This is a genomic window from Micromonospora sp. NPDC018662 (assembly GCF_044391475.1).
Classification (GTDB): domain Bacteria; phylum Actinomycetota; class Actinomycetes; order Mycobacteriales; family Micromonosporaceae; genus Micromonospora.
In genome coordinates this window covers 323,907-341,444 of record NZ_JBISAC010000001.1, presented here as the reverse complement: position 1 = coordinate 341,444, position 17,538 = coordinate 323,907, and the positions used below count along the sequence as shown (strand labels likewise).

Genomic DNA, 17,538 nt, shown 5'->3' with positions numbered 1-17,538 from the left:
GGGTGAACGGGGAAAAACACCATGGTCCGACTCCGCCGACGAACCGCGCTCGGCCTCCTCCTCGGCGGCGCGTCAGCCTCCGCACTCGGCCCTCTCGAGCCGGTGCACGGCGAGCACCGCGAGGCCCGGCCGGTCCGGCGCCAGGTCCCGCCCGTCGAGGTGGAGAACCGCGCGGCCGGCGAGCCCTGGTGGCCGGCGCACGGCGGCCGGGCCGCCGACGACCGGCGGCGTCAGATCCAGGGGTACGCGTCGACGACCAGCGTCGCCCCCGGCGAGACGATCGACTTCCACGTCGCGGTCGACCCGGCCGGTCCGTTCCGGATCACCGTGCACCGGATCGGCTGGTACGCCGGCGCCGGCGCCCGCACGCTGCTGACCAGCCCCGAGCTGGCGGGTGTGCCGCAGCCGGTGCCACCCGCCGACCCGGCCACCGGAGCGCTCGACTGCCGGTGGCCGCGCTCCTGGCGCCTGCGCGTGCCCGAGGGCTGGGCCTCCGGCCTCTACCAGGCGGTCTTCACCTCGGCCGACGGCTGGCGGGCGGGCACCCCCTTCGTGGTGCGCGACGACCGGCGGGCCGCGCTCTGCGTGGTGCTGCCGGTGACCACCTGGCAGGCCTACAACCAGTGGCCCCGCGACCGGCGGGCCGGCCGGAGCCTCTACAACGGCTACCGCCCCGACGGGCGACGCGACCCCGAACTGCGGGCCCGCGCGGTCTCCTTCGACCGGCCGTACGCCGGCGCGGGCCTGCCCATCCAGGCCGACCGCGACCACGACGCGATCCGGTGGCTGGAACGCCACCACTACGACGTCAGCTACGCGACCAGCTTCGACCTGCACTCCGGTCGCCTCGACCCGGCCCGGCACCGGGGCCTGGTGTTCTGCGGGCACGACGAGTACTGGTCGGCCGAGATGCGCCGGGCCGTCGAGGCCGGGCTGGCCGGCGGCACCAGCCTCGCCTTCCTCGGCGCGAACAGCGTCTACTGGCACGTACGCGTGGGCGCCGCCGCCGACGGCCGCCCGGAGCGCATGGTCGAGTGCGCCAAGACCCGGCCCGACCCGGGCGAGGACGCCGCCGGCCCGACTGTCACCTGGCGCGACCTCGGCCAGCCGGAGCAGGCGCTGCTCGGCGTGCAGTACAACGGCATCGTGCTGACCCCGCAGCCGCTCGTGGTGCGCTCCGCCGACCACTGGGTGTGGGCCGGCACCGGGGTGGCCGACGGGGACCGCATCCCCGGCGTGGTCGTCGGCGAGGCGGACGGGCTGAACGCGGGCGTTCCCCGGCCCGGCGGGACGATGCTCAGCTCGTCGCCGTACCCGGCGCAGCAGGGCGGCCGGCGGCTCCAGGGCAGCCACGTCCACGAGACGCCGCAGGGCGCGGTCGTCTTCGCCAGCGGCACGCTCGGCTGGACCATGGCGCTGGACCGGCGCGGCCACCGCGATCCGCGGATCGAGCGGGCCACCGCCAACGTGCTCGACCGGATGGTCGCCCGGGACCGGTCCGCCCCCGCCTAGCGGGCACCTACGGGGTTTCCACCCAGGACGATCGCGGGTGCGCTGCGGGATCGTCCCGGATGCCCCGGGCCGGCCGGTGGCGACAGGATCGAGGCCATGAAGATCATGGATACGGCCCGCCGCCGGACGGTCGCCGCCGCGCTGGCCGGCACACTGCTCGCCACCGCCGTGCCGGGTGCCGCCCTCGCCGCGTCACCCGGCGGCTCCCACCGACCGGGCTGTGCGGCCGGCACCCTCGACCCGACCCCGCTGCGGCAGGCGATCGCCGGCCTGCCGAACGACGACGCCACCAGCGCCCAGGTCCACGTGACCACCCCGGCCGGCTGCTGGACCGGCACCACCGGCGTACGGGACCTGCGTGGCCCCGCCCCCGTGCCACCGCACGCCCGGTTCCGGGTCGGCAGCGTCACCAAGGTGTTCACCGCCGCGCTGACCCTGCAACTGGCCGCCGAGGGACGGCTCGACCTCGACGACACGGTGCAGCACCACCTGCCCGGCCTGCTGCCCGCCGACTACCCGCCGGTGACCGTCCGGCAACTGCTGAACCACACCCACGGCATCCCCAGCCCGACCATGCCGGACGGGATCGAGTGGCAGCTCGCCCACCGCTACGACACCTGGACGCCGGAGCAGGTCGTCCGCCTCGGCCTGCGCAACGGGCGCGAGTTCGAACCCGGCACGCGGCAGCACTACACCAACATGGGCTACATCGTGGCCGGCATGCTGATCGAGAAGGTCACCGGCCACTCGTACGCCGAGGAGGTGCGGCGGCGCATCGCCCGGCCGCTCGGCCTGCGGGACACGTACGCCCCGGGCGACGACCCGCGCATCCGGGGCCCGCACGCCCACGGCTACCAGGCGGTCACCCGGGACGGCCGGACCGAGCTGGTGGACGCGACGGTGTGGAGCCAGACGTTCACGCCCGCCTCCGGCAACCTGATCTCCAGCCGGTCCGACCTGGACGCGTTCCTGACCGCGCTGTTCGCCGGCCGGGTGGTGCCGGAGCCGCTGCTGACCGAGATGTTCACCCGGCCGGTGCTCGCCGACGGCAGCATCGGTGAGTACAGCGCCGGCCTGACCGCCATGCAGGTGGGCGGGCAGACGCTGTGGTTCAAGAGCGGCAGCCGGTTCGGCTACCTGGCCGGCGTCGCCGCCACCCGGGACGGCCGGTTCCGGGTCGAGTACTCGATCACCGCGACGGACGCCAAGGGCGAGGAGCTGAGCCCGACCGCCCAGGCGGTGATCGGTGCGGCGCTCGCCATGCTGCCGCCCGCGCCCCCGGTCAGCCCGGGATCGTGATCCGGCCGTCCACCGCCGCCGCCGCGATGTCGGTGCGGTGGTGGGCACCGGCCAGCTCGACGCCGCGTACCAACCGGTAGGCGGCGTCGCGCGCGGCGGCCAGGTCCGGGCCGGTGGCCGTACCGCAGAGGACCCGGCCGCCCGCGGAGCGCAACGTGCCGTCGGCGTCCCGGCGGGTGCCGGCGTGGATGATCCCGGCGCGGTCCGCGCCGAAGATCGCATCACCGGTACGCGGGCCCGCCGGGTAGCCCTCGGCCGCCACCACGACGGTGACCGCCGCGCCGTCGCGCCAGCGCAGCGGCGGGTGCGCGCCCAGCGTGCCGGTGGCGGCGGCGTGCAGCAGCCCGGCCAGCGGCGTCTCCAGCAGGGCGAGCACCACCTGGGTCTCCGGGTCGCCGAAGCGCGCGTTGAACTCGATCACGCGCGGGCCGGCGGGGGTGATCGCCAGGCCCACGTAGAGCAGGCCGGCGAACGGGGTGCCCCGGCGGCGCATCTCGGCCAGCGTCGGGTGCACCACGTCGCGCATCACGTCGTCGACCAGGCCCGGCGGCGCCCACGGCAGCGGCGTGTACGCGCCCATGCCGCCGGTGTTCGGCCCGGTGTCGCCGTCGCCGACGCGCTTGAAGTCCTGCGCCGGCAGCAACGGCAGGGCCGCCTCGCCGTCGGTGACCACGAAGAGCGAGACCTCGGGACCGGCGAGGTATTCCTCGATCACCACCCGGCCGCACTCGGCCGCGTGCCGCTCGGCGACCGCCCGGTCGTCGGTGACCACCACGCCCTTGCCGGCGGCGAGCCCGTCGTCCTTGACCACGTAGGGCGCGCCGAACTCGTCCAGCGCCCGCGCCACGCCCGCCGCGTCGACGCAGGTGTACGCGCGGGCGGTCGGCACGCCGGCGGCGGTCATCACGTCCTTCGCGAACGTCTTCGAACCCTCCAGCCGGGCCGCCTCCGCGCCGGGGCCGAACACCGCGATGCCCTTGGCGCGTACCGCGTCGGCGACGCCCGCGACCAGCGGCGCCTCCGGCCCGACGACCACCAGATCGGCCGCCACCTCGACGGCGAGCGCCGACACGGCCGCCGGATCGCTGGCGTTCACCTCCCGCAGCGAGGCGACCTCGGCGATCCCCGGATTACCCGGAGCCGCGACGAGCCCCTCAACCGCCGGATCGCCAACCAACCCGAGCGCGAGCGCATGCTCCCGCCCCCCACCACCCACCAGAAGAACCCGCACGCCCCGCATCCTACTGACCACCCCACCCCTCCCCGTTGATCAAGGAGTTCGCGTCTCATTTCCGGCCCCTCGTGACGCAAACTTCTTGATCAACGAGGCCGCCGGAGGGCGCATGCGACGGTGTGCGGGATGTAGTCGGGGCGGAGCGTGTCGGGCCAGGTGAAGCGGAGGACCGTCCAACCGGCGTTGGCCAGGCGGTTCTGCCGGGTGCGGTCCTCGTAGATCGCCCGGGGTGATCCGTGTGGGACCTGGCCGTCGGCCTCGGCGATGACGCGTGCACCACGCCAGGCCAGGTCGCCGATGCCGAGCAGATAGCCGTCGTCGTCGCGGACCGCCAACTGCAACGCGTCGGGGGGCACGCGGCCGTCCACGCACCGCAGTCGGACCCGCGTCTCCAAGGGTGACTGGGCCCGGCCGTCCGACTCGTCGAGGCAGCGCCGGGCCGCCACGGCACCCCGCCGCCGGGCGATGAGCGCCGCCACCAGGGACAGATCCGACTCGTCGAGCAACTTCCGGTTGAGCGCCGAGTCGACAACGCACACCGCCGGGTAGCGGTCGGCGCGGAGGATCACGTCAGCCACCGTGCGGGTGGGGGTCGTGACTGCGACACCCGCGGCGGTGCCGACGTCGTCAGGACCGAGGGTGAGCTGGTGCACCACCAGATCGGGGTCGGTCGGACGCTGCGGACGCGGACGGTCCGGAGGCACCGAGACGTGCACCACCGACGTGGCACGCAGGCCGCCGATGCGGTGCAGCTCGGCGGCGGTGTCCAGCACGGCGACGGCGCCGGTGCCGAGACTCTCGACGGCTGCCCGGATCCGGGCCCGCCGGAGCGAGGCGACATCCACCTCCGGCACAGGCACGAAACAGCCGCGCGCGACCCGGATCCACCGCCCGGACCGAGCGAGATGACGCACCTGGTCCCGACTGAAACCCAGCGAGAGGGCCTGGGCTGCGGTCACCACCCCGCCCTGCCGCGCGGCGACCCGACTCAACGAAACACGATCAGCCACCGACCCAGGCTGCCCCCGAGACCCATCTCCCCAGAACCCCTGTGGACAACCCTGTGGACAACCAGCCGCCCCATCCCGTCCCGGCGTTGTCGATCAAGAGGTTTACGTCTCGATCGGCTCGGATCCTGACGCAAACCTCTTGATCGACTCGACGAGGGTTAGGGGAGGAGGGGGTGGCGGAGGACGTTTTCGTCTCGGCCTGGGCCTACTCCGACTACGCTCACGCGGGTGCCGGTCAGCTCCTCGATCCTTGCGATGTAGCGGCGGGCGTTCTCCGGGAGCTCGTCCTCGGTGCGGGCCTTGGTGATGTCCTCCCACCAACCGTCGAGCTCTTCGTAGATCGGCGTGGCGTGGTGGAAGTCGGTCTGCGTCATGGGCATGTCGTCGAAGCGTTCGCCGTTGATCTCGTAGCCGACGCAGATCGGCACCTTGGGCAGGCCGGTCAGCACGTCCAGCTTGGTGACCACCAGGTCGGTGACACCGTTCAGGCGGCACGCGTAGCGGGCCACCACGGCGTCGAACCAGCCGCACCGGCGCTCGCGACCGGTGGTGGTGCCGTACTCGTGACCGATCTTGCGCAGGTGCTGCCCGTTCTCGTCGAACAGCTCGGTCGGGAACGGGCCGCTGCCCACCCGGGTGGTGTACGCCTTGCTCACCGCGATGACCCTGGTGATCGCGGTCGGCGGGATGCCCGCGCCCACGCACGCCCCGCCGGCGGTGGGGTTCGACGAGGTGACGAACGGATACGTGCCGTGGTCCATGTCGAGCATGGTGGCCTGGGCACCCTCCAGCAGCACGGTCTCGCCGCGGTCGAGCGCGTCCCAGAGCATCACCCGCGTCTCGGCGATGTACGGCCGCAGCCGCTCGGCGTACTGGAGGTACTCCTCGACGGTCTCGTCGACGTCGATCGCCTTGCGGTTGTAGATCTTGAACAGGAGCTGGTTCTTCTCGCGCAGCGCCAGCTCCAGCTTCTTGCGCAGGATGCCCGGGTCGAGCAGGTCCTGGAGCCGGATGCCCATCCGGGCGACCTTGTCGCCGTACGCCGGGCCGATGCCCCGGCCGGTGGTGCCGATGCGGGCGCTGCCCAGATAGCGCTCGACCACCCGGTCCAGCGCCCGGTGGTGCGGCATGATCAGGTGCGCGTCGCCGGAGATGCGCAGCCGGGAGACGTCCACGCCGCGCTCGGCGAGCCCGTCGATCTCCTGCAGCAGCACCTTCGGGTCGACCACCACGCCGTTGCCGATGACGATCATCGCGCTCGGCGAGAGCGCGCCCGACGGCATCAGGTGCAGCGCGTACTTCTGTCCGTCCGGCGTGATCACCGTGTGGCCGGCGTTGTTGCCGCCGGAGTAGCGCACGACGTAGTCGACCCGCTCACCCAGCAGGTCGGTAACCTTGCCCTTGCCCTCGTCGCCCCATTGGGCGCCGAGGAGCACGATCGCTGGCATCTTCTCCGCCTCCAGAAGGCTCGGGTGCCAGGTGGCGACCGGTCGGCGAGCCCGGGGTGTCAGGCTAACAAGTAGTGGCGGCGGGACCGGCAGGGGTTCGTCGAGAAGCAGGAGGCTCGTTCGTGTACGACGTGGTGCTGCTCACCCTCGGCTCGGGGCGGGACGCTCCCGGTGGGGGCTGCGGCAGTGGCGGAGCCTGCTGCGGTGGCGCGGACGGGACCGCCGCCGCCCCGACCGACGCCGAGCGCTGCGAGACGCCGCGCGTACCGGTGCTGGCCTGCGCGGACGCGCTGACCGCCCGAGGTGCCCGGGTCACCACGGTGACCGCCCGGTCGGATGCGGAGATCGACGAGGTGCTGGCCCGCCTCGACGGCCCGCCCCGCTCCGACGGTCTCACCTGGCCGGACCCCGACGGCAAGACCCGGCTGGTGGTCGCCACGGCCAGTGACGGTCAGTTACGCGCCGTGCTGCGCCGGCTGGTCCGGCGGTACGCTCCGCCGCCCAGCCGCCGCCCCGCCGACCTGCCCGAGAACCGGACGCTGCCCGACCTGCCGCCGGTCGGCGTACTCCCGCTCGACCCGGCCCGGACTCCGACGGCGCGGGACCTGGCCGCGCAGCTCGGGCTGCCGCGCGACCCGGCGGCGGTGGCCACGGCGGTGCTGGAGGGCACGGCGCGCCGGCTGGACCTGCTGCGCAACGACGGCGGCTCGGTGACGCTGGACGGCGCCCTGCTCGGCGCGGCCGACGACGCCGGCCGGCCGCTGCACTGGCGGGCCCGGGTCGAGGTCGACGGCACGGTGCTCAGCGACGGCACCGAGCCGATCACGGCGTGCGCCATCGGCAACGCCGGCGGATACGCGCACCTCGGCGAGGTGACGCTGCTGGCCGACCCGGATCCGACCGACGGCCGGATCGCGGTGGGCGTGGCCGTGCCCGTGGTCACCCGATCCGCGTTGGGCCGGAGGAAGGTCCGGCTCGAGGTACGCCGGGCCCGGGGCCGGGCCGTGGCGGTCGTACCCCGGGACGAGCGGGTGCCCTTCCTCGACGACGGCGTCGAGGGGGAGCTGAGCCGGAAACGGTCCTGGTGGACCGAGCCGGGCGCCTGGGCGGTCTGGACGGGCTGACCCTGATCGATCCGTGCCCGGGCCACCCGCTGGCCGGACCGCCTATCCTCGGCGGGAGGGATCTGGAGGAATCGTGGTGCACGAGAACGACGACCGGGCCCACGTGCCGGGCCGACCGCAGGTGCCGGAGCGGGACGTCGAGCCGCTCTGGCCACCCGAGGAGATCGACGGGGTGGTCACCGCGCCGCCGTGGGCGGCTCCGGCCCAGCCGGCCGTGCCACCCTGGCCGCTCCCGCCGGTCAACGCCCCGGTCCCGCCGCCGCAGGCCACTGCGGCACCCGTTCCCGGTCAGGTCGGGCCACCAGCACCCGCGCACCACCCGGAGACGACGCACGGAGCGGCCACGGCACAGGGCCCGGCGACGACACACGGACCGGTCACCGCGCTCGGACCGGCCACGGCACCTGGGCCGGCCACGACGCTTGGACCGGCCACGACGCTTGGGCCGGCCACGACGCTTGGACCGGCCACGACGCTTGGGCCGGCCACGACGCTTGGGCCGGCCATCACGGCCGGACCGGCGACGACGCACGGCCGTGCCGCTTCACCCGGACCGACCACCGTGCACGGCCGTGCCGCTTCACCCGGACCGGCCACTGCGCACGGATCGGCGACGACTCATGGCCGGACCGGGGCCCCGGCGGCCGGACCCGACGCCACCGCTGCGCGTGCGGACGACGCCGACCCGACCCCGACGCGGGCGGACGGCGACGGTGACGCCCCGGCGAACGGACGGGCCGAGTCGCCGTGGGCGCAGCCGCCGCAGCGCGCCGCCACCGAGGCCGCCGGCGCGACGGACGGCCCCACCCCGGCCGGGTCCGGGGCACCCGGAAGGCCGGACGCCGGAACCACCACCGGCGGTCCGCCCCTCACCGCCGGTGCGCCGATGAGCGCGGGGTCGGCCGTCGGCTTCGCGCCGGTCGGTTCGGCACCCGTGCCCGGTGCACAGCCGGCGCCCGGGCCGGACGGGCCCGCCGAGGAGGCCCCGCCCCGGCTCGGCCCGTTCCCGCCGTCGCCGGGCGTGCCGTTGCAGCAGTCGCCGTACGGCAACGGCGCGGCCTACCCGCTGGCCAGCTACCCGCCGCAGCCCGGCCAGCCGGGCTGGTACCCGCCGGGGTGGACGCCGCAGCCCGGTGCGTCGCAGGAGGCGGGGAGCCCGGCCCAGACCAACGGACCCGCCCAGGACAGCGGACCGACCCGGGCGGGCGTGCCGCCACAGGCGGCCGGCCCGGTCCAGGCCGGGGCGCCACACGCCGGGCCGCCGCAACCGGGTGTACCGGCACAGTCGCCATACCCGCAGGCGCCCGCCCCACCGACGACCGGGCCGCCGTACCCCCAGGCGCCCGCCCCACCGGTGACCGGGCCCCCGCACCTGCAGGCCTCCGCCCCACCGACGACCGGGCCGCCGTACCCGCCGGCGCCCGGACCACCGCACCAGCCCGCCGTGCCACCCGGGGTGTATCCGGAGAAAGGCTGGCCGGCGCCGCAGGTGGTGCCGCCGACGGCGGAGGACTTCGCCCGGCGGCGTCAGGTCCGCCCGGTCGACCCGGTGGCCACCATGGGCGTCCGCGCCGTGGTGAACCGGATCGGGCTGGTCCGGCTCGCGCCCGGCCGGCACGAGCAGGAGATGAAGCGCGACATCGAGATGGTCCGCCGCAACTTCGGCGGGCTGCGCCAGGTGACAGTGGTGAACCCGAAGGGCGGCGCCGGCAAGACGGTGGCCATCCTGCTGCTCGCCATGACGTTCGGCCAGAAGCGCGGCGGGTACGTGCTGGCCTGGGACAACAACGAGACCCAGGGCACCCTCGGCATGCGGGCCCAGCAGGACTTCCACGCCCGTACGGTGCGCGACATGCTGCGCGACCTGGGCCAGTTCCAGGGCGCGCAGGGGCGGGTCGGCGACCTGTCGCAGTACGTCCGCTCGCAGGGCGAGGGGATGTTCGACGTACTCGCCTCGGACGAGTCGGCGACCGGCGGCGAGATGCTGACCGCCGCCGCGTTCGCCGAGATCCGGGACGTGGTCAGCCGCTTCTACAAGCTGATCTTCGTGGACACCGGGAACAACGTCCGGGCGCAGAACTGGCAGGCCGCCATGGACGCCACCGACCAGTTGGTGGTGACCATGTCGGCGCGGAACGACTCGGCCGAGACCGCCGCCCGGATGCTGGACCATCTGGAGCAGAGCGGCCGGCAGCGGCTGGTCCGGCAGGCGGTCACGGTGGTCTCGATGCCACCCTCCCGCAAGGAGATCGACCTGCCGGCCATCCAGGCCCACTTCGCCGCGCGCACCCGGGCGGTGCTGCTGGCGCCGTACGAGCGACTCATCGACACCGGCGAGCCGCTGCGCTACGGCCAGCTCTCCGCCGCCACCCGCGACGCCTGGTTGAAGATCGCCGCGTCGGTGGCGGAGGGGCTGTAGGACGACGCGACGGCCGGCCCGCGGTGGGCCGGCCGTCGCGAACCGGGTCAGTCGCTGGACAGCGCGTCCCCGGCGGCCGGGTCGCAGTCGCGGAGGAACTGGGCGCAGCGGGCCGCCTCGTCCGCCTCGCCGATCTCGCCGGCGGCGCGGGAGAGCACGTAGAGGCAGCGGAGGAAGCCCTGGTTGGGCGCGTGCGACCAGGGCACCGGGCCGTGCCCCTTCCAGCCGCTGCGGCGGAGCTGGTCCAGGCCACGGTGGTAGCCGGTGCGGGCGTACGCGTACGCCGGGACGACCTGGCCCGCGGTGAGCGCGCGGCCGGCCAGCGCCGCCCAGCCCGCGCTGTAGGTCGGGAAACGGGCGGCGACCTCGGCGTACGCCTCGTCGGTGCCCTGCTCGGCCGCGGCGGCGAGCGCGGCGTCGGCCTCCTCGGAGACCGGGAGCAGGGTGGCCGGTGGCTCTGGCAACAGGTTCTGCATCGCCCCATTCAACCCGCTTCGCCCTGGCGCGCGCGAGGGGGTCCGGCCGGCCGGTCGGCTGAACGGCTGAGGGTTTCGTCACGCCTCGGCGGGACCACACGTACCCGCGGCCCATGCCGCCGCGGTGGTTCTTGCACTACAAATACAGGTCCGGAGCCTCCCCAGGAACCGGTTACGCAGGAGCCCGGCGGCGTGCCCGCCGGGCTCCTGTCGCGTGAGGGTTGCCGCATGGGGGCAGGATGGGCGGGTGCCGACCCCACCACCCGCGGACGTCATCGAGCCGCACGCGCCCCACGTCGACGAGGTCCAGACCCGGACGGAGTTCGACCACCGGCTGGCCGGGGGGACCCTCGCCGGCCTGACCGTGCAGGGTCTCCGCCTCGACCTGGATCCGGTCCCCGACCTGCGCGGCGTCGACGTCGCCGGCACGCTCTTCGTGGGGTGCCGGTTCGCCGACCGCGAGGTGGGCGCGGACCTGGTCCGCCGGGGCGCCAACGTCGTCCCGCCGTTCTCCGGGCTGCCCTACCCGACCCAGCCGTCCCACCTCTACACCGCCGACGACCTGGCCGCCGGCTTCGCCGAGGGCGGGTTCACCCAGATGTACGACACCCGGGTGTACGCGCACTTCCGGGCGCACGGCGGCGCGCTGCCGGACGTACGCGAGGCGCTCGGTCAGCGGCTGCACGACCACGGCGTGGACAACGCGCTGGCCGACGCGACCCGGTCGTGGCTGGCCGCGCACGGGCCGCAGTCCGTGGTGGGCGTGATGGGCGGGCACGCGGTGCCGCGCGGCAGCGCCGCGTACCGGATGGCGGCGGTGCTGGGCTGGGAGCTGGCGCGGGCCGACCGCCTGGTGGTGACCGGCGGCGGGCCGGGCGTGATGGAGGCGGCGAACCTCGGCGCGTTCCTGGCGGCCTGGCCGGCCGAGGAGCTGTCGGCCGCGATCGACGTGCTGGCCGCCGCGCCGGACTTCACCGACCACGACCGGTACACGGCGGCGGCGCTGGCGGTGCGCAAGCGGTACGCGGACGGCCCGTCGCTGCCCACGCCCCGGCCGGCGGCGCCGGACACCGGGTGGGCCCGCTCCGGCGGCCTGGCCATCCCCACCTGGCTGTACGGCCACGAACCGGCGAACCTGTTCGCCGGCCGGATCGCCAAGTACTTCTCCAACGCCATCCGGGAGGACACCATCCTGCGGCTGGCCCGCGGCGGCATCGTGTTCGCGCCCGGCCGGGCCGGCACCGTGCAGGAGGTGTTCCAGGCCGCCACCAAGACGTTCTACGGCACCGACGGGGCGAGCGGCGCGTACGTCTTCCTCGACCGCGCGTTCTGGACCGCCGAGCTGCCGGTGGAGTCGCTGCTGCGGCCGCTCTTCGCCGCCTCCCCGTTCGGCGACCTGTCCCGCACGATCCACCTCACCGACGACGTCCGCGAGGCCGTCGCCCTCCTCGTCCGCTGACCGTGCAAGGAGGGGCCCCCTTTTAACGCCTGCGGTAGAGGAGGGGCCCCTTGTTAACAGACGCCTGTTAACAAGGGGCCCCTCCTTACATGCGGGGCGTCACTTCATTCGGGTGCCGGTGGAGCGCAGGTGCTCGCAGGCCTCGACCACGCGGGCGGCCAGGCCGGCCTCGGCCAGCTTGCCCCAGGCCCGCGGGTCGTACTGCTTCTTGTTGCCGACCTCGCCGTCGATCTTCAGCACGCCGTCGTAGTTGCGCAGCATGTGGTCGGCGACCGGGCGGGTGAAGGCGTACTGGGTGTCGGTGTCGATGTTCATCTTCACCACGCCGTAGTCCAGCGCCTCGCGGATCTCCTCCAGCAGCGAGCCGGAGCCGCCGTGGAAGACCAGGCTGAGCGGCTTCTCCTTGCCGTACTTGGCGCCGACCGCGTCCTGGATCTGCTTGAGCACCTCGGGACGGAGCTTCACGTTGCCCGGCTTGTAGACGCCGTGCACGTTGCCGAAGGTCAGCGCCGCCATGTAGCGGCCCTTCTCGCCCAGGCCGAGCGCCTCGACCATGGCCAGGCCGTCGTCCACGGTGGTGTAGAGCTTGTCGTTGATGGCGTTCTCGACGCCGTCCTCCTCGCCACCGACCACGCCGACCTCGATCTCGAGGACGATCTTGCCCTTGGCGGCCTCGGCGAGGAGCTGCTCGGCGATCTCCAGGTTCTCCGCCACCGGCACGGCCGAGCCGTCCCACATGTGCGACTGGAACAGCGGCTCCTGGCCGTTCTTGACCCGCTCCTGGGAGATGGCCATCAGCGGCCGGACGAACTTGTCCAGCTTGTCCTTCGGGCAGTGGTCGGTGTGCAGCGCGACGGTCACCGGGTAGTTCTTGGCCACCTCGTGCGCGTACGCGGCGAACGCGGTCGCGCCGGTCACCATGTCCTTGACCGACGGGCCGGAGAGGTATTCCGCGCCGCCGGTGGAGACCTGGATGATGCCGTCGCTCTCCGCGTCGGCGAAGCCCTTGAGCGCCGCGTTCAGCGTCTGGGACGAGGTCACGTTGATCGCGGGGTACGCGTACCGGCCGGCCTTGGCCCGGTCCAGCATCTCCGCGTAAGCCTCGGGGGAAGCGATGGGCATGTCGAACGCTCCTTACTTACCGCTCTCGGCCGTGCAGGCCGCCGTCTTTCCTCGGGTGCGCCGGACCGCGCTGTCCACCGCGGGCAGTATCCCGTAGGAGCGAACCCTGGGCACAACCGACCCGGGCACCGCTCACCGTTCCTCCAGGCGGTCCGGCACGGCGACGCTGATCAGCCAGCTCACCACCGACACCACGATGGCGCCCCAGAAGGCGGCCCAGAAGCCGTCGACGTGGAACGGCAGGCGCAGCACGCCGGCGATCCAGTCGGTCAGCAGGAACAGCAGCGCGTTCACCACGAGCGCGAACAGACCGAGCGTGAGCAGGTAGAACACGCAGCCGAACACCTTGATCAGCGGCTTGAGCACCGCGTTGACCACGCCGAAGACGAGCGCCACCACGATCAGCGTGAACACCGTGTTGCCGCCGTTACGGCCGGTGACCTGCACCCCGGGCACGATCAGCGTCGTGACCCACAACGCGACCGCGGTGATCGCCAGCCGGATGAGGAAGCCCACGCCCCCATCCTGGCACCGGGCGCGCGCCCGGGGAGGGGCAATCGCCGACTCCGCGCTTCGCCCGGCTCCGAGCGGTGGCCCGGACCAGCCCGTACGGTGGTGGGGCACGGTCGGCACGAGACGCAGGGAGGGACGATGGGACAGCCCGACGAGGACTTCGCCCCGAGCGACCACCTCGCTCCGGAGGAGCGGGACCCCGAGGCCGAGCCGGCCGACGCGGTCGAGCAGGCCGCCCCGGCCACCCTCGACGACACCGACGGCGAGCCGCACCGGGGCCTGGAGGTCGCCGACTGGGACGCCATGGAGCAGGCCCGGGTGGTCGGCGCCGACGAGGACGACTACCGCTGACGGCGGTCAGCGCAGGCTGGTGACCTGCGCCGGGTGGGCGGCGGTCCAGCCGGCCAGCCGATCGCCGCGCAACGCGTCCAGGAAGCCGTCGACGAGCGTCGGGTCCGGTGCGAAGCCTCGTACCATCCACTCCTGGTAGCGGACCGGCAGGCCGAGCGCGACCGGGTCCGCCGTGCTCGCCCGGCCGGCCACGGAGAGCAGCGCCGGCAGGGACAGGTCACCGGTGTCCGTGGTCAGGGCCGGCCCGACCTGACCGATCAGCCGGCCGAGGCGTACCGGGTCGGTGGTGATCCCCTGCTCGCGCACCTGGTGGAGCAGGCCGGCCGCGTACCGGAGCGCGTTGCGTTCCCGGTCCAGCACGGCCTCGCGCAGGCCGTACCGCTGGCGGAGCAGGTCCACCGCCTGCGCGCCGTCGAGCCGCTGACAGCCGGCCGGGAAGCGCCGGCCGGTGTGCACCGAGCGCACCGCCGCCGGCAGGCAGACCGGTACGCCGCCGACCGCGTCGGTGAGCGTCCGGGTGGCCCGGTAGGTGAGCACCGCCCCGGCGTCCACCGGCACCCCGGTCAGCCGGGTCACCGCCTGGCGGGTGGCCCGGTAGCCGGCCGCCAGGTCCCCCGACCCGGCGCCCCGGGCGAACGTCGCGCTGAGCTTGTCCGTCCCGCCGTCGGGCAGCGGCACGAGCAGGTCACGCGGGATGGACACGAGATAGAGCCGGCTCCGGTCGGCCGGCACGTGCACCAGCACGATCGAGTCGGCCCGCCGGCTCGCGTCCGCCTGGTCCAGGCCGAGCAGCAGCACGTTCAGCGCGGTGGCGGGGACCGGCGACGGCGGGACGGTGGCGAGACGCGTGGGCTGCGGTGGTCGGGGCGCCACCACGGTGAAGCCGACGAGCGCCACGGCGGCCACCGCCAGCGCGGTGCCGGCCAGGCGCACCCGTCGGCGGTGACTCCGCCGACGGGCCACCGCCCGGTCGACGGCCGCCCGGACCGGGCCGGTGGGCGGCGTCAGCGCCTCGTACCGGGCGAACGCGGCCCGCAGCTCGTCCTCGATCATGAGCAGACCTCCACGTGTTCGGCTCGGAGCGTGGCCAGGGCGCGCGAGATGCTGGACCGGACGGTGCCGACGGCGCAGCCCAGCACGTCGGCGATCTCCGCGTCGGACAGGTCCTCGTAGTAGCGCAGCACCAGCGCGGCGCGCTGCCGTCGGGGCAGCCGGGACAGCCAGGACCAGACCTGGTCCCGGTCCACCGCGGACTGGGCGTGGTCGGCCGGTGCCGGCACCGCCTCGTCCGGCTCGCCACGCAGCAGCACCCGGCGGGCCCACGAGCCACGCCGCCAGTCCACGAACTGGTTGGTGAGCATCCGACGCACGTACCGTTCCGGCGCGTCCGCGCGGGCCACCCGTCGCCAGTGGAGCTGGACCCGGACCATGGTCTCCTGCACCAGGTCCTGGGCCTGGTGCGGGTCGCCGGTCAACATCACCGCGTACCGCAGCAGCGCGCCCAGCCGCGCGTCGGCGAACTCCTCGTACGTCACTGCACCTCCCGGTGTCCCGCTCGATAGACGGGTACGGGGGCACCGAACATTGCGGCGATCGTGATCAACCGTTCGGTCAATGTTCGCCGTGCGGGGCCACGGATCGACTTAAGGAATCTTTAAGCTCCACGGGCTCCACCTGATCACCCCCACGGGAGGACCCTCCACCATGCTCAGCAACTCCACCCGGCGCTGGCTCGCCGGGTTGGGCGTCGCAGGCGCGTTCGTCGCCGCCTCCGCCACCCCCGCCGTCGCCGCGGCCCCCCAGGTCAAGCTGGGCCTCTGGTTCAGCGACACGACGGTCGCCACCGGCTCCGACGGCAAGATCGAGAGGAGCCGGATCTACAGCTCCGCCCCGACCGTGCTGCACGACGTCGCCGTCCGCTACGACTTCTCCGACCTGGCCGGCAAGGTGACCGTCAGTGCCGCGGACGACCCCTACTGCAGCACCCCGTCGCAGTACGTGCTGCTCTGCGCCGACCCGTTCGACATCGACGCCTACGAGTGGGGTTCGACCGGCATCTTCGAGGTGCAGCTCAAGGCCACCGCCAAGGCGAAGGACGGCGACGCCGGCACGCTGAAGGTGACCATGACCGCGGCCGGCTACGACCCGGTCTCGCACGACGCGAAGATCCGGGTCGGCGAGGGCGTCGACCTGGCCGCCGGTCCCGAGACCAAGGCGTCGGCCGCGCCGGGCGGCGCCTTCGCCGCTGCGACGACCGTCAGCAATGCGGGCGAGACCCCCGCCAAGGGCGCCGTTGCCATCTTCTACAACGACTACGGCCTCAACGCGGCCAAGCACTTCAACAACTGCACCTACGTGGGCGACGAGCTGCGCACCTGCACGTTCGACGAGGAACTGCCCTCGGGCAGCACCTTCAGCGCGTCGCTGCCGTACGTCCTCGGCGCGGACACCTACGCCCCGAGCTCCAAGTACGGCGAGATCATCTGGATGACCCCGGCCGAGTTCGAGGACTTCCAGAAGGACGTGGACTTCTACCAGGACACCGTCGGCAAGCCCGGCACCGACGGCGAGCTGGCCCTCACCCCGGTCCCCGGCAAGGCGACCGCCCGGGGCTTCCAGGCCGACCGGCAGCCGGAGAACAACGGCACGCACATGACGGTGACGGCGACCGGTAAGAACGGCACCGACCTCGAGGCGCTCGGCACCTCGGTGACCGGCAAGGCCGGCGCCACGGTGAAGGCGACCTTCGGGCTGCGTAACAACGGCCCGGCGACTCTCGACTACAACCGGGCGGGCAGCTCGGTCACCTACCTGAACTTCGACGTGCCGCAGGGCACGACGGCGGTCGCCGTTCCGGAGAACTGCATCACCCGCAACGGCGACGAGTGGGGCGAGCCGGGCCAGCCGGGCCAGCGCAGCTACTTCTGCTACTTCGGCAGCGTGCTGAAGGCCGGCGAGTCGGCGATGCTGGACTTCTCGCTCCGGATCGACAAGGTGATCGCCAACGCGACCGGGCCGGTGAAGATCAATGTCACGTGCCAGTGCGACGGCGGCTTCATCCGTGACCTGAAGCCGGCCAACGACACCGCCAAGGTCGTCGTCAACGCCGCCGCGGGTGGCGACGGCGGCCAGGGTGGCGGTGACGGCGGCACGCTGCCGATCACCGGTTCGTCCACCGGCCTGATCGCCGGCATCGGCGCGCTGCTGCTCGCCGCCGGCTTCGGCGGCTACGTGGTGGCCCGCCGCCGCAAGACCCGCTTCGTCGCCTGACCGAGCACACCCCGGGTGCCCCGCCGACCACCACATCGGCGGGGCACTCCCATATCCAAGCCCCACAACAGAACAAACCCACAAGCAGCGCGGGGCCCGCGGAGCCCGACCCCGACAGGTTTCCGGGGGAGCCCGACCCGCGCAGGGATCAAGCCTGACCGCCCGGAGCGGGTCGGGCTCCCCCCGCAACCCCCCCCCCGCCCCCCCCAAAAACCCCACCCCCCAAAAACCCAGAAAAAGGAAAAAACAACAACTGGGGGGGGACCACCCCCCCCCCCCCCCCCCCCCCCCCCCCCCCCGC

Annotated in this window: 14 protein-coding genes and 1 pseudogene; 7 read left to right on the top strand and 8 right to left on the bottom strand. The window is 73.9% G+C overall.

What is annotated here, in order from left to right:
• Nucleotides 1–102 precede the first annotated feature (102 nt).
• Nucleotides 103–1,512 carry a N,N-dimethylformamidase beta subunit family domain-containing protein gene (locus ACH495_RS01645; RefSeq protein ID WP_396855833.1) on the top strand — a complete coding sequence of 470 codons (1,410 nt, stop codon included), beginning with the start codon at nucleotides 103–105 and terminating at the stop codon, nucleotides 1,510–1,512.
• A gap of 96 nt (nucleotides 1,513–1,608) precedes the next feature.
• Nucleotides 1,609–2,811: a serine hydrolase domain-containing protein gene (locus ACH495_RS01640; RefSeq protein ID WP_396855832.1), complete on the top strand. Its 1,203-nt coding sequence runs from the start codon at nucleotides 1,609–1,611 to the stop codon at nucleotides 2,809–2,811.
• Here ACH495_RS01640 and purD read toward each other — a convergent pair.
• The 3 genes from purD to ACH495_RS01625 all read right to left on the bottom strand — a co-directional run bounded on the left by purD (nucleotide 2,795) and on the right by ACH495_RS01625 (nucleotide 6,503).
• The gene (purD, locus tag ACH495_RS01635; protein ID WP_396855831.1) at nucleotides 2,795–4,042 is read right to left on the bottom strand and encodes a phosphoribosylamine--glycine ligase; all 1,248 of its coding nucleotides are present in this window, start codon (nucleotides 4,040–4,042) and stop codon (nucleotides 2,795–2,797) included. The two genes, ACH495_RS01640 and purD, sit on opposite strands and share 17 nt — an antisense overlap.
• 89 nt (nucleotides 4,043–4,131) lie before the next feature.
• A complete protein-coding gene (locus ACH495_RS01630; RefSeq protein WP_396855830.1) occupies nucleotides 4,132–5,055 on the bottom strand; it encodes a type IV toxin-antitoxin system AbiEi family antitoxin domain-containing protein in 924 nt (307 codons plus the stop codon).
• A 158-nt stretch (nucleotides 5,056–5,213) separates the two neighbouring features.
• Nucleotides 5,214–6,503, bottom strand: coding sequence for an adenylosuccinate synthase (locus tag ACH495_RS01625; protein ID WP_396855829.1), 1,290 nt, complete (start codon nucleotides 6,501–6,503; stop codon nucleotides 5,214–5,216).
• A gap of 122 nt (nucleotides 6,504–6,625) precedes the next feature.
• Here ACH495_RS01625 and ACH495_RS01620 point away from each other — a divergent pair, with 122 nt between their 5' ends.
• Nucleotides 6,626–7,627: a hypothetical protein gene (locus ACH495_RS01620; protein WP_396855828.1), complete on the top strand. Its 1,002-nt coding sequence runs from the start codon at nucleotides 6,626–6,628 to the stop codon at nucleotides 7,625–7,627.
• A gap of 1,321 nt (nucleotides 7,628–8,948) precedes the next feature.
• Nucleotides 8,949–10,046, top strand: a pseudogene (locus ACH495_RS01615) (MinD/ParA family protein); the annotation flags it as partial.
• A 47-nt stretch (nucleotides 10,047–10,093) separates the two neighbouring features.
• Here the strand turns inward: ACH495_RS01615 and ACH495_RS01610 are convergent.
• On the bottom strand, nucleotides 10,094–10,522 hold the full coding sequence (locus ACH495_RS01610; protein ID WP_396855827.1) for a DUF3151 domain-containing protein: 429 nt from the start codon (nucleotides 10,520–10,522) through the stop codon (nucleotides 10,094–10,096).
• Nucleotides 10,523–10,769: 247 nt separating this feature from the next.
• Between ACH495_RS01610 and ACH495_RS01605 the strand changes: the two genes are divergently transcribed.
• Entirely contained in the window at nucleotides 10,770–11,981 is a 1,212-nt protein-coding gene (locus ACH495_RS01605; RefSeq protein ID WP_396855826.1) for an LOG family protein, read from the top strand.
• A 99-nt stretch (nucleotides 11,982–12,080) separates the two neighbouring features.
• On the opposite strand, the gene fbaA is transcribed toward ACH495_RS01605, so the two are convergent.
• Both fbaA and ACH495_RS01595 read right to left on the bottom strand, forming a co-directional pair.
• On the bottom strand, nucleotides 12,081–13,103 hold the full coding sequence (fbaA, locus tag ACH495_RS01600; protein WP_281933610.1) for a class II fructose-bisphosphate aldolase: 1,023 nt from the start codon (nucleotides 13,101–13,103) through the stop codon (nucleotides 12,081–12,083).
• 132 nt (nucleotides 13,104–13,235) lie between these two features.
• A complete protein-coding gene (locus ACH495_RS01595; protein ID WP_396855825.1) occupies nucleotides 13,236–13,619 on the bottom strand; it encodes a phage holin family protein in 384 nt (127 codons plus the stop codon).
• Between the two features lie 135 nt (nucleotides 13,620–13,754).
• Here ACH495_RS01595 and ACH495_RS01590 point away from each other — a divergent pair, with 135 nt between their 5' ends.
• A complete protein-coding gene (locus ACH495_RS01590) occupies nucleotides 13,755–13,967 on the top strand; it encodes a hypothetical protein (protein WP_281933614.1) in 213 nt (70 codons plus the stop codon).
• A gap of 6 nt (nucleotides 13,968–13,973) precedes the next feature.
• Here ACH495_RS01590 and ACH495_RS01585 read toward each other — a convergent pair whose 3' ends face one another.
• Nucleotides 13,974–15,020, bottom strand: a complete 1,047-nt coding sequence (locus tag ACH495_RS01585; RefSeq protein WP_396855824.1) for an LCP family protein — start codon at nucleotides 15,018–15,020, stop codon at nucleotides 13,974–13,976.
• Nucleotides 15,017–15,502, bottom strand: coding sequence for a SigE family RNA polymerase sigma factor (locus tag ACH495_RS01580; RefSeq protein WP_396855823.1), 486 nt, complete (start codon nucleotides 15,500–15,502; stop codon nucleotides 15,017–15,019). The genes ACH495_RS01585 and ACH495_RS01580 overlap by 4 nt, the downstream gene beginning before the upstream one ends.
• A 169-nt stretch (nucleotides 15,503–15,671) precedes the next feature.
• On the opposite strand from ACH495_RS01580, the gene ACH495_RS01575 reads away from it, so the two are divergent.
• Nucleotides 15,672–17,237, top strand: coding sequence for an LPXTG cell wall anchor domain-containing protein (locus tag ACH495_RS01575; RefSeq protein WP_396855822.1), 1,566 nt, complete (start codon nucleotides 15,672–15,674; stop codon nucleotides 17,235–17,237).
• Nucleotides 17,238–17,538 lie beyond the last annotated feature (301 nt).